Raw genomic sequence first — 13,695 nt, 5'->3', positions numbered from 1 at the left:
TATCAAAACTCAAAATGAGGTGTTTTGCAACCTGTTAACCGTTTTTTATTTGAAAAATTTAAGATAAGAGATTTTCTGCTGGAACATATGTATAACCTAAATCGTAAGCCACTGATTCATTCGTAATTTGCCCAAAACAAACATTCAATCCATGACGTAAACCCACATGATCAAGTAGTGCTTTTTTCCATCCTTTATTGGCAATCACAAGAGCATATTCTGTAGTAGCATTTGTTAATGCTTGAGTTGATGTTCTTGCACAAGTGCCCGGCATATTTGTTACACAATAATGAAGGACACCATCAACTACATAAGTAGGTTCAGTGTGAGTGGTAGGCCTTGATGTTTCCATACATCCACCTTGATCTATTGCTACATCAACAACTACTGTACCGGGAGACATTTTTTGGATCATTTTTCTCGTTACAAGCTTAGGAGCTGTTTTACCTGGAATAAGAACAGCACCAATGACGAGAGCTGCCTTAGAAACCGCTTCCTCAATTGTTAAAGGAGAAGAATACATTGTCTTCAAAGTAGGTCCATATAATGCATCCAAAAACCGTAAACGGTTTAAATCTCTGTCAAATATTGTCACACTTGCTCCAAGCCCGAGAGCCATACGGGCTGCTTCTGTTCCAACAACGCCACCCCCAATAACGACAACTTCAGCAGGTGCAACACCAGGCACACCACCTAATAATAACCCTTGCCCTCCATAATTGAGTTGTAAGCTTGTAGCCCCCACTTGAATAGCGATGCGACCTGCAATTTCACTCATAGGAATAAGAAGAGGTAAACGTCCTTGAACATCAGTAACAGTTTCATAAGCAATAGCAACAACTTTTTTTTCTACTAGATGTTTAGTTTGCTCAGGATCTGGAGCTAAATGTAAATAGCAAAATAAAATTTGCCCCTCTTTCAAAAGAGGAAATTCACTAAGTTGGGGTTCCTTAACTTTAATAATCATTTCAGAATTATAAACCTCTTCTGCCGACTGAACAATTTTGGCGCCTGCACGGGTGAACATTTCATCATTATAACCAATTTTATCTCCAGCAAGTGATTGCACAAACACTTGATGGCCTGCATCTACTAATAAACGCACCATGCTAGGAGTAGCTCCGACACGATATTCATGATTTTTAATCTCTTTCGGAATCCCAATAATCATAATTCTCTCTCAATTTATAATAACAGTTTGATTAATCTACTAAAGTCACTTCTGGAGTTTGATGAGTAAATTCTAATGACAACAATTTAGAAACACCTTTTTCCTCCATGGATACTCCAAATAAGACATCTCCAATTGCCATCGTTCCTTTATTATGAGTAATAATTAGAAACTGACAACGATCTGCAAAATGTTTAACGACGTTAACAAAACGTTCAACATTTGAGTCATCTAAAGGAGCATCAATCTCATCGAGAATACAAAATGGAGCTGGTTTAACTTCAAAAATCGCAAATAAAAGTGCGACTGCGGTTAAACATTTTTCACCTCCTGATAACAAGCTAATCGAACGCATCTGTTTTCCAGGAGGTTTAGCGCTGATTTCAATTCCAGCTTCTAAAATATCATCGGTTTCCGTAAAATGAAGGTCTGCTTCCCCTCCGTTAAATAAAATTTGGAAATTTTTCTTAAAATTATGGCGAATTTCTTCAAAAGTCTCCTTGAAAAGCTTGCGGCTTTCTTCATCTAATTGTGATATGATTTGCAATAATTCTTTTTTAGATTCATGCATATCTTGAAGTTGTTGATTTAAAAAATTAAACCTTAATTGATGCTTTTCCAAATCTTCTATAGCAGATAAATTCACATCCCCTGCAAGTTGAATTGTTTGTTTGATTGTGCGAATTTGTTTTTCAACTTGTTCAAGAGAAAGATTGATCGGTAATGTCAATAATACAAGATCTGCCACAGCCAAATCATAACGTTCTCTTAATTCCGTTTGTAAAGCTTGAGCGGAGGAACTTAAATGAGCTTCTAAAATTTGAATTTGAGCCAGATCAGACTCCATTTTCTTTGTTTCAGCATATTGAGATAAAGTTTTTTGTTCCAAATCTTCCAAGGATTTTTTTAGGACTTCACATTCTTTTTCTCTATCACTATATTCATTATGAACGAGTTGTAATCGTTCTTCAAGAGAGGTTAAAGACAATTGATTTAGAGATTGTTTTTGTTTTAAATGATATTGTAATTCTTGGGATTCTCCCATCTCCTCTGTGAATCGTTGCACTTGATAATCATGGTCTTGTTCTTTAGATTCCAATAAATGATGTTGATGCAATAAATGTTGTTTATTTTCTGAAAGTTGCCGATATAACTCCCCTTTTTCTTTATGGTCTTGCAATTGAATACGAAGAGCGCTTTCTTGCTTTTCTAATTCTGACTGCAAGAGGTCAACTTCCTGCTGCCGTTGAATAATGTCTTGTCTAAGGATAAAATGTTTATTTTGAATTTGTTTCAGAAGGTAAGTCTGCTCTTCAATTTGTTCAAAAATAATTTTCTCATCAATTAAAATTTGAGTTTGCTCAATTTTTGTTTTTTCTAAATCTCCTAATATTCTTTGCAAACCAAAATTTATCTCTACTAATTTCATTTCATCTCTTCGAAGCATTTTATCTAATTCAGCTCTTTCTGCTTGTAAAGAGGTTTTTTGTTGCACCATCCGTGAAAGGGTTTGTTCTATTTTAAGAACCTGATTTTCCTTTACTTCTAATTCAGTTCCTAAGCTTTTTAACTCTGTTTCTCTCAAAAAAACTTGGTTTTCAGAGATTTTGACTTTAAAAAAAACATTTTTATGATCGATAAAATTTTGATCGGGAGTCCACCCCTCTAGGCCTGGTTCATTTAAATTTTTGCTACCTTCTTCATAGGAATTAAAGAGAATAACATTTTGAAGAAAATGCATAATCACAGGATGGACATCTTTTTTAATTAAAAAAGAGGATGGATTTTTAGAAAAATTTTTCCTTTCTTGCAACATTTCCAAACAAATTAATGAGTAATCTTGTAAATTTTCTCGTTTAGCAAATTGAAGAATTTGTTCAAAATCTGCTGCCGTTTCGACGACAAGCGTTTGTGAATAAGCTTTTAAAATAACAGAAGAAGCTTCAGCAATCTCTGGTTCTAATGCAATAAATTCATACAAAGGTCTCAACTTTTTAAAAAATAAGCTTTGCGAATTTTGACTTTCAAAAAGCAATCGTTTACTCCCCGAAGAAAATCCTTCATGTTCTTCTCTCATGCGAAGCAAAATTTTTTGCCGAGCTATTAATTCAATAAGTTTTCTTTTATGAATTTCTATTTCTTTTTGCTTAGTTTCTTGATCTCTGGCAATAGTTTTTAATTCTTCTTCATATTGTTCTAAACGATCTTTATGGGAATCTACTAAACCTGATATTTGTTGAAGTTGCTTTTTCTTTTCTTGGATAAGTTGAGTTATTGTTTGACTATCTTCTGACAATTGCTTTAATCGAATTTTGAGAGTTTCTTTTTTATCTTCGTAATTTTCCAATCTCACTTCAGTTTGTTTTATTTCACTTAATAACTGACTTTCTTCCTGTAAATGCTTAATATGCGTTTGCTGCTTAAGTTGCAGCTCTTGCCGCAATTTAGTTACTTCTCTTTCCTTAAATTTGACTTTGTCTTGCTGATGGGAAAGTTTTGATTCAAGGTCTTTAAACTCTGCCTCTAACTTATTTTGATTGGATTGAATTTCTTGCAAAGTCTTTTGGCGAGCTTGACGAGCAATCGCTAATTCTTCTAATTCTCTTTTGATTTTTCTTTCTTTTAATTGTATTTCTTCTAGACGTTGCTTTTCATTTTGATTTTCTTGGATAAGAAGTTCTTTTTCATTTCGAATCTTAAAAAGTTCTTCTTGCTTACTTTTTAAACTTTTATCGCTCGTTTGAATACGCAGTTTAATTTTCTGCGATTCTTGTTGAGATTGAATTAAAGATTGTTGTTGAATTGTTAAACGTTCTTTTTGCTTTTCCTGCTTTTGATTCACATCAGTTTTTTTCTTTTCGATCCCTTCCCAACGCAATAAATAACTTGTCTTTTCAAAAGACTCTAACTGCGTTTTACTTTCTTTAAATTGTAAGGCTTTTTTAGCTTGTACTTGCAATGTTTCAATTTGCCTACCAACTTCTAAATGAATATCGTTAACGCGGGAAAAATTTAAATCAGCTTGTTCGAGTCTTTTTAAAGCCTCTCTTTTACGCTGTAGAAAACGTAAAATTCCAGCCGCTTCTTCAAAGATATGACGCCTTTCTAATGGAGTGTAATTAATAACCTGATCGAGCTTGCCTTGCTCAAATATAGAAAAAGCATTTCGCCCTACTCCTGAATCTAAAAATAAACCTTGGATATCTTTTAAACGAACTAAATTTCCATTGATAAAATACTCTGATTCTCCGCTTCGATGTAATCGCCTTGTTAAAGTAATTTCTTCATAGTCAATAGGTAATGCTCCCTGTACTTCTGTAAGCGTTAAAGAAACCTCAGCAAAATTGAGGGGCCTACGATGATTGGTTCCTGCAAAAATAATATCAGGCATTTTATGGCCTCGCATAGACTTCGCTGACTGCTCACCTAATACCCAGCGAAATGCATCGGCAATATTTGATTTACCGCATCCATTAGGACCCACGATACATGTAATTCCTCGATCAAAATTCAGAACTGTTTTATCTGCAAATGATTTAAATCCTACAGCCATGAGTTTCTTTAGACGCACAATAACCTCCCTTTATGCAACAGCAAATAGCATATCAGAAGAAGTTCTTTCAAAACGAGTATTTTGTGTTACGCTAACCTGTTAGATTATTTTTTTGTCATCTATAGAAATCCTTCCTTTTAAGAAGAGAGTTTTTTATACTCTTTTTATTATCATTTTGAGTAAAGGACATGCCATGATTGATATTCGCTTAATCCGTAAAGATCGTTTTGCAGTCGAGAAACAGTTAAAAACGAAAGATCCGCAAATTGATCTTACTAATATTTGTCGCCTCGATCATTCTATTCGCGAAGCTAAAACAAAAGTTGAAACTCTCAAGGCAAAACGTAATGAGATTTCTCAGAAAATCGGAGAAATGAAACGAGCTAACCAAGATACTTTTTCTTTAATGAATGAAGTAGCAGGATTTGGAACAGAAATTCATCTTTTGGATAACCAAATTAAAGAATGGGAAGAACAATTTAATTATGAGTTATCTAGCTTACCTAATCTTCCCATGGAAGATATTAAAATCTCTCAAGATCCTAAAGATAATGTTGTTATCAAAGAGTTTGGACAAAAACCTATTTTTTCTTTTCCATTCAAAAATCACGTAGAACTTAATGAAAAATTAAATTTATTTGATTTTAAGCGTGGAGCTAAAATTTCTGGAACAGGCTGGCCCGTTTATCGAGCCATGGGAGCACGTCTAGAATGGGCCCTCATCCAATATATGATCGAAATTCACGTCAAAAATGGATTTACACAATGGATCCCTCCCCTTCTTGTTAAAAAAAATACTGTGTTTGGATCTGGACAATTACCTAAATTTGATAGTCAACAATTTAAAATTCAAGATGAGGATTATCATCTTTATTTAATTCCCACAGCCGAAGTTCCTCTTAATGGATTGCATATGGATGAGATTATTCCTCAAGAAGAGCTCAGTCTAAAATATGTCGCCTACACCCCCTGTTTTAGGCGTGAAGCAGGAGCAGCAGGATCGCAAGAACGTGGTCTAATTAGAATGCATCAATTTAATAAAGTCGAAATGTTTTGCTTTACAAAACCGGAGGAAAGCGCACAAGTATTCAATCAAATGATGAATAGCGCAGAGGAAATTTTGCAAGGCTTAGAACTCCATTATCGTAATGCTTTACTAGTAACTGGAGACATGTCTTTCGCTGCAGCGCGCACAATAGACATTGAAGTTTGGTTACCAGGACAAAACAGATATTATGAAGTCTCTTCTGTATCTAATTGTACAGATTATCAATCCCGTCGTTCTAATACACGTTTTAGACGCGAAGACGGAAAGTTAGATTTTGTTCATACCCTTAATGGTTCTGGATTAGCGACTTCTCGATTAATGGTTGCTTTATTAGAAAATAATCAACGGGAAGATGGCTCTGTTTGTATTCCTAATGTCTTACAACGCTATTTAAACGGACAAAGCACATTGAATCCCACAATTTGAAACACAAGTAAGCGAATTTACCTTGTTAACAAGGTAAATTCTCTCTGAGGCTTTTCTTACTCATAAAAATAAGTAATTTAAAATCAATCAATTACAAACAAAAATTTCTTAGTTCTTGAAAAAAGATATATTATTAACTATAAGCTTATTTATTTTAAAAAATTAGTATTATTAATCCTGTTAATAGATCAGAACTAGATTTGTAACTTCCTAAAAACAGCTTTAGTAAACAGTTTGATTTGCATTTTACTTAAGCATTAGTTGACAAATTACAGATCTGAAATTGTCGAAATCTAACTTTTTTTAAGCATTTTACTGACTTAAGTAAAAATCAGAAACATTTTATTGCAAAATCTTTAAGAGAGAACGATTTTACAAGTTCTTTATTTTCAAAGGACTAAAATAATAAAAATTTCGCAAAAAAAAACCTTTGACAGATAATTAAAAGATGATTGATAGTGGCATCGAATTACGCAGAGTTTTGTTTACAGAATTTGCAGTGATAATTTATTGGCAAAACCTGTAGTTAATTTCTAATAGCTCTTTTTTGAGCATGAAGAAAATAAGGGTTGTCAAAGTGATTAGATTAAATTCTAATAATTAAACTAATCATAAAAGCCTGTTACTTGCTCCGCAAGTCTGGCAAAACAAAGCCAACATTTTGAATTTAAGGTAAACTTAAACGTTAACAAGGAAAAAATATGCGAAAGTTGATAACCTTCTTAATGACGTTATTAGTAGGATCTTCAGTATCTTACGCCAACGCCGATTTTGGACAACTAACCTTTGAAGTTGGATATCGTCATGATGACATTAGCTGGAACCAAAAAGCTCCATCTTATAATCCAAACTATAAACTCCACAGAAAATTTAAAGACCTCGACATCGTTCAAATTGGTTTGAAAGGAAGAACAATGTTAGGTTACAACTTCTACGGTCGCGCTTCTGTAAATTGGGGCTGGATCGTTGACGGTGATTACAAAAGAACATTTTCTACTTACAAAAGCCCAGTTATTGCTGGTTTTGGTTCAGAAGATTTCGTTGTAACAGATACACGTAGAGATGTTATCGATGAAAACTTTGTTTATGATCTAAGCATTGGTGTTGGATATCCATTCTATTTTAGTGATTGCACATTAGCATTATCACCAGTAGTTGGTTATGCACTAGATTCACAACATATTTCTGTTGAGCAGGGTGGCTTAGGATTTGATTCAACTGGTGCTGTTAATCCTAACACCTACGGAAGCTACACACACAAATTTAACAGCCGTTGGTATGGACCTTTTGTTGGAGTTGATTTCAATTACCGCCCATATGGCGAAACTTGGAATCTTTATGCTGAAGTAGAGTACCATTTTGCTCGTTTCAAAGGTAGATACCATGATGAGCTACTTAGCCAACACCATATACATCGTTCTAAGCATGCTCATGCGTGGACATTTGCATTGGGTGCGGATTATGACTTCTCTAATGACTGGACAGCTGGACTTTGCGTAAAATTCCAAGACTGGACAGCTTCTAGACGTCATGGCCACCATGGTCACGTAAGCAGCAATTCAAATGATGAAATCATTAACATCAGTGGAAATGAAAGAACTTCACACAAATGGAATTCATATGCTATTAACTTGACATTTGGAAAACAATTCTAATTTCCTTGTCTAGTTGAAATCATATTCACAAATACCTAAGGTAACTTAAAACTTACCTTAGGTATTTTTTTGTCTATGTAAATCCTATTAACTTTTGGAAGTCCAGAGTCTAAAGTATGAAAAATTACTATTTAAATGACTTACTCTCATATTTAAACAATGCTCCTACACCTTGGCATGCAGTCGAAGAAGCTTGCCAAAGACTTTCCACACATGGATACACTGAGTTAAAAGAAAATGAGAAATGGGAACTAAAACTCGGACACAGTTATTATATTAAACATCATCAAACTACGCTTTGCGTTTTTACTCTTCCTAAAAATTCACCTATACGCGTTCGTTTATTGGCTTCTCATACAGACAGTCCAGGATTTAAACTTAAGCCCCAAGCAGAAATCCGCCGCCATTCAATGATTTTATTGGGTGTTGAAATCTATGGATCCCCTCTTTTAAACTCTTGGTTAAATCGAGATCTTGGAATCGCTGGGCACATTATTTATAAAAATAAAAATAATCAGCTAGAAAATTGTTTAGTACAATTAGACAGTTTTCCCGTTGTTATTCCACAATTAGCTATTCATCTAGATCGAGAAGTAAACGAAAAAGGACTTTTATTAAATAAACAAGAACACTTAAATGCATTAGCTGCATTAGAAAAAGATATTCCAACAGGGCAGACTTATTTAGAAACTATTTTAAAAAAACAGATTGATTTCCAGGAACTTTTAACATTCGATTTATTTCTTTATCCTCTTGATAAAGCTCGATTTGTTGGTTTCGAAAATCAGTTCATCTCTTCTTATCGAATCGATAGCTTAGCTAGTGTCCATGCTGCCCTTTCAGCACTTATTGAAGCAGCAACTCCTCTTGAAAATGATATAAAGATGGCCATTTTTTGGAATCATGAAGAAGTCGGCTCACACACATCTCAAGGAGCAGAGTCTCCCTTTTTTCATCAAACATTAGAAAGAATTTTATTAAATCTAAATTGTTCAAAAGAAGATTTTTTTCGCTTACTTAATCAATCACATTGCACTTCGATTGATTTAGCTCACGCTTTGCATCCAAACTATCTAGATAAACATGATGGGATGCACCAACCTAAACTAGGGCAGGGAGTTATCATCAAAAATAACGCTCAACAGCGATATGCTTCAACTGCAACTTCATCCATTCCCATTCATCTTGCCGCAGGAATAGAGCAAATTCCCCTCCAGCATTTTGTCAGTCGTAACGATATACCCTGTGGTTCAACTATTGGACCTTTGCAAGCATGTACGGCGGGAATTTCAACAGTAGATATTGGTTGTGGCGAACTTTCTATGCATTCTTGCCGAGAGTTAATGGCCTCAGAAGATTATATTCATCTACTCAATCTATTAAAAGTAATTTTAAAAATGCCGGAGTGGCCAATTATTTAATCAAAATAAAAATCGCCTTTTCAATGTGAGTTGAAAAGGCGATAAAAATTTAAAAAGATTAAACTGCTTGAAGATTGGGATCTTTAGTGGGATCTTTGGGATTAAAGGTTTCATGAAAGACTTTCCCAGGATCTAGCATCCCTTCTAAATGATGGCTCTCTCCTACATAACCTAAAATGGTTTCTATGGCTCGTATTCTTTCTTCTGCTGGTAAAATATCCAATTGCGCTTTTATCTGATTTAAAAGAGTTGCTACCATTTGTTCCTGCGCTGTTAAAGAGCCTGATGTCTTAACGGGAATGGTTCCATTTAATAAATCTCGAAATTCTTGAGGCTCCATCCCCCAATATTTTCCAGATTGAACTTTACCTACTTCAACGGTATATAATAAACTTAAGGCCACACTAGCTAAAACAAGCTTGACAAGTGCGGCCATTCTTTCCTTTAGTTCAGGGCTCATTTGGTCAGCCCCTTCCATTTTATTCACATAAGTCATTGCCACAAAAGCTGGATCCGCAACCATTTTAATTACATCACGGGCAAAGTTTTGTGCAGCTTCTACATGATTTTCCCCTTCTCTTTCTTTAGCATTGCTAACAGCTTCATCCAAAGCAGTCGCATAAAAAGTAGATGCAACCATCAAATTAATCATAGGAATCATATCTTGAATAACTAACTGTGGAAAAACAGGTTGCAGCTTTTCTAACAATTCGACAGGTCCTACAAACGGGCTGCTACTGACTCCATCTATTGAAGTTGTCAATTCTGTAGCTCCTAAAGACATAGCTCCTCCAATTATCATTGTGGAAATCAATGTTAGAGTAACTTGTCGAGCCGCGTCACTAGCTGGTGAACTTTCTGAAGCTGAAGCAGCTTCAGCAACACGTTCAAATTTATTCAACCGATCAAGAGAGTTGAGAAAAGTATAAGGAGCTACATTGGCTGTTGTAGGATTTGCTGCAGCTGCATTCGCAGAAGTAGGATCTTGTATACCAGCGACATTTCCTTGTTTAGGATCACCATTAAGTCGAATATCCTGTAATGCCAGATATTGGGGAGAATTGATCAATCGTTGAACATATTCATCAATTTCTTTGATATTTTTCAACCACCCATCTAACATCTCATCCATAATTTTTGACGTTTGTTCTTGCATACTTCGCATAAATGCTAAAATAGGCTGACTACTATTATTCATTGATGAAACAACTAAAACGAGAGAAGTTTCCCCGTTCGCTGGAGGTGAAACTAAAGCAGGGAAATTGGGAGGGGGGATCATTAACGATGCAACAACCTTACTTTGCTCAATTGTTGAAATGGTAGAATTATTTGTCTTTGATTCGGAATTTTCGGTTGTTTCTACTTGAGTCGGACCATGGACTGCTCCATAAGAATAGCCATGAATATTTGCATCTAAATCAGACATATCACTTTCCCCTTGTCTAAGAAATTTGCATTGAAATCGGTAAGAGACCGATTGTCAGAAGGTCAAATTTTAGAGTAAAGGCTAACTTGCTAAATTCTATGCCTTACGCTCTATAACTTCATTATATCATAATTAATTTTATAAGACATCAATTAACCTAGAAATTCCCTTATAAAACTCATAGGAAACTTTTTTACCCTTACCTTAAAAAATGAAAATAAAATAGATTTTTTTGCTTATTAAGAGATTTCAAGGATAATTTATGGGAAGGAATTTTCACGATTATTAAAAACATAGATGATTGGGTTCACGCCCTTCAGTCCCAGCTGGATTCTTATAAAAAGTAATGATAAATGGCTTCCCTAAAACGAAAATTCAGCAGAATTGTGATAGGGCTTAACAAATACTACTCTTTCATCATAAAAAAATTTCGACTGCTACTCGCAATTAACTTCTCTCGAAAATGGCAATCATGGAAAATTCTACATAAATGCCAATTTAATAATGTGCTCCATCAAATTAATGGATACTTTTCAGAGATAAATAAGGTTAACAACTTATAGGTTGGGATTTTTGTATTTGTTGTTTTGCTGTTAGGAATGCATTTGTTTGCTCAGTTAAAAGTTAATTATTCGCAAACAGGTAAAATTGGCCATGTTCTGTATACTCAGATAGTTGAGGTCCTTGCTTTATTTTACCATGATCAATTAATTGTTTATTCCATTTCTGCTCAAAAGACTTTCAAAAATCATCTACCTAACAATGTCATTTGATTAAATCCATTTTGATCTCTCATGTCATATTAAAAATTAGTTTGGGAAAACAAATGTTTTAAAACAGAGGCCTTTTGTTATTTAAATTTTATTCTTTTATTCATTATCAAAGGGATAAATCCAAATTTCAGTTTTATAAATTATAAACAATACAACCTAAACTATAATAATTTATGACCCATTTATTTCATGATCCTATCATCTCTTGGACTTAAATTATTGTAGATTAAAAACTAAAGATTCTATATTTGATCCCGATTGTTTCTTAATTAATTTTTAATAGCCCTTCATTGATAAAATGAAATTTCCTATTTTAATTTATTAATATTGCAATAATTTTTATTTATACATCATAATTTTAAAATATCTATAAATTAAAATTTATTTCACTCATTGAGATGGTCATTTTGAATATTTCTAATTTTGGGCTTAATTCTAGTCATCTTGTCTATACAACGATTTCACCTTACTATCCCCTTCAAGACATTAACGATCAACGTGAGAATGAAAGTACTTCCTTAGATAATTCTTTGCCTAATCTAGAAGAAACTAGTGCACCAACGATTCCAGCTCCCACTCTTTTACCTTCATCTGATGAAATTCAAATAAGCTTTCGAGAGGGAACTTCTCTAACTATTTCTCACTCTCAGCTAGCTTTATTAAGGGAAAAATCACACTACTTTAAGAATCTGTGGTCGGGGCAATTTCAAGAAACCCTACAACACCCTCTCGATTTAACACAAAAAGATTTTACGCTTTTACTCAATTGCTTAATGGACGCTAACTTTAAAGTTCCCTTAGAAGAGATCTCCTCTTCTATTCAACTCGCCGATTATTATGAATTGACAAAAGTGGTGAAGAATTTAGAAGAACAGTTAATTGATGGATACAAATCACAGAAATTTGAAACTTTTAACTCCACTGAAGAAAGTTTAATCGGATTAAAAGAGCTTTTAAATTTTGCACATCGCTGTCAATTAAATAGATTGAAAAACTATTTAGAATTTATTGTTGTGAGTGCCTTATTAAACCAGACCAGTCAGTTAGCTGAGTTTGAAAGAATTATAAATCACCTCTCAAATGAGATAGAAGCACTCAATTTTTCAAACAATACTTATTTAACAGATGCTCATTTCTCAGCTTTAAAAGTTTGTAAAAATTTAAAAGTACTTCATTTAGTGTCATGCCAGGCTATTACGGACGATAGATTAGCGCATTTAACACCCTTAACGGCTTTGCGGCAACTAAATCTAAGCAAGTGCAGGAATCTCACCGATGCAGGCTTGGTTCATTTAACACCCTTAACGGCTTTGCAGCATCTAAATCTACGCTGCTTTGGAAAACTTACCGATGCAAGCTTGGTTCATTTAACACCCTTAACCGCTTTGCAGCATTTAGATCTAAGTTGGTGCAAGAATCTCACCGATGCAGGATTAGCCCATTTGACACCTTTAACTGCTTTGCAGCATCTAAATCTGAGTGGGTGCTTTCATCTCACCGATGCAGGATTAGTCCATTTGACACCCTTAACGGCTTTGCAGCATCTAAATCTGAGTGGGTGCTTTCATCTCACCGATGCAGAATTAGTCCATTTGACACCCTTAACGGCTTTGCAGCATTTAGATTTAAGCGATTGTGAGAATCTCACCAGTGCAGGATTAGAACGTTTGACATCCTTAACCGCTTTGCAACATCTAGGTCTAAGCTACTGTATGAATCTCACTGATGCAGGCTTGATTCATTTAACACCTTTAACTGCTTTGCAGCATCTAAATCTGAGTGGGTGCTTTCATCTCACCGATGCAGGATTAGTCCATTTGACACCCTTAACGGCTTTACAGCATCTCAATCTAGGTGAGTGTGAGAATCTCACCGATGCAGGATCAGCCCATTTGACACCCTTAACGGCTTTGCAGCATCTAAATCTAAGTAGGTGCAAGAATCTCACCGATGCAGGATTAGCCCATTTGGCACCTTTAACGGCTTTGCAGTATTTCAATCTAAGTGGCTGTGAGAATCTCACTGATGATGGATTAGCCCATTTGGCACCTTTAACAGGTTTGCAGTATTTCAATCTAAGTGGCTGTGAGAATCTCACCAGTGCAGGATTAGAACGTTTTAAAGCTTTAGCAGCTTCACTCAATTTAAAAATTATTAGATAGAAAAAACTTTCAATAAAAGAGAAATCTGGCGGCGAAAATAAAAGAGTACTTTGTCCTAAG

The 13,695-nt window shown here is 34.7% G+C and carries 8 protein-coding genes; 5 read left to right on the top strand and 3 right to left on the bottom strand.

The window, feature by feature from the left end:
- Window positions 1–58: 58 nt before the first annotated feature.
- Window positions 59–1,171, bottom strand: coding sequence for an alanine dehydrogenase (ald, locus tag BU804_RS03760; protein WP_011176033.1), 1,113 nt, complete (start codon window positions 1,169–1,171; stop codon window positions 59–61).
- A 31-nt stretch (window positions 1,172–1,202) separates the two neighbouring features.
- Entirely contained in the window at window positions 1,203–4,742 is a 3,540-nt protein-coding gene (gene smc / locus BU804_RS03755) for a chromosome segregation protein SMC (protein WP_075883032.1), read from the bottom strand.
- A 175-nt stretch (window positions 4,743–4,917) separates the two neighbouring features.
- On the opposite strand from smc, the gene serS reads away from it, so the two are divergent.
- From serS to BU804_RS03740, 3 genes are all read left to right on the top strand, one after another.
- Complete coding sequence (gene serS / locus BU804_RS03750; protein ID WP_075883031.1) at window positions 4,918–6,198, top strand: serine--tRNA ligase; 1,281 nt, start codon at window positions 4,918–4,920, stop codon at window positions 6,196–6,198.
- Between the two features lie 701 nt (window positions 6,199–6,899).
- A complete protein-coding gene (locus BU804_RS03745) occupies window positions 6,900–7,853 on the top strand; it encodes an autotransporter outer membrane beta-barrel domain-containing protein (protein ID WP_075883030.1) in 954 nt (317 codons plus the stop codon).
- Window positions 7,854–7,969: 116 nt separating this feature from the next.
- Window positions 7,970–9,274, top strand: a complete 1,305-nt coding sequence (locus BU804_RS03740) for a M18 family aminopeptidase (RefSeq protein WP_075883029.1) — start codon at window positions 7,970–7,972, stop codon at window positions 9,272–9,274.
- A 58-nt stretch (window positions 9,275–9,332) separates the two neighbouring features.
- On the opposite strand, the gene BU804_RS03735 is transcribed toward BU804_RS03740, so the two are convergent.
- Window positions 9,333–10,700 carry a hypothetical protein gene (locus tag BU804_RS03735; protein ID WP_075883028.1) on the bottom strand — a complete coding sequence of 456 codons (1,368 nt, stop codon included), beginning with the start codon at window positions 10,698–10,700 and terminating at the stop codon, window positions 9,333–9,335.
- Window positions 10,701–11,305: 605 nt separating this feature from the next.
- Between BU804_RS03735 and BU804_RS17380 the strand changes: the two genes are divergently transcribed.
- Window positions 11,306–11,473, top strand: coding sequence for a hypothetical protein (locus tag BU804_RS17380; RefSeq protein ID WP_445082298.1), 168 nt, complete (start codon window positions 11,306–11,308; stop codon window positions 11,471–11,473).
- A gap of 407 nt (window positions 11,474–11,880) precedes the next feature.
- Complete coding sequence (locus BU804_RS03730) at window positions 11,881–13,635, top strand: BTB/POZ domain-containing protein (protein ID WP_075883051.1); 1,755 nt, start codon at window positions 11,881–11,883, stop codon at window positions 13,633–13,635.
- The last annotated feature ends 60 nt before the right edge of the window (window positions 13,636–13,695 follow it).

The sequence above is a fragment of the Candidatus Protochlamydia sp. W-9 genome (assembly GCF_001950615.1).
Taxonomy (GTDB): Bacteria; Chlamydiota; Chlamydiia; order Chlamydiales; family Parachlamydiaceae; genus Protochlamydia; species Protochlamydia amoebophila.
The sequence above is the reverse complement of the archived record's forward strand: the minus strand, read 5'-3'. Positions and strand labels throughout refer to the sequence as shown.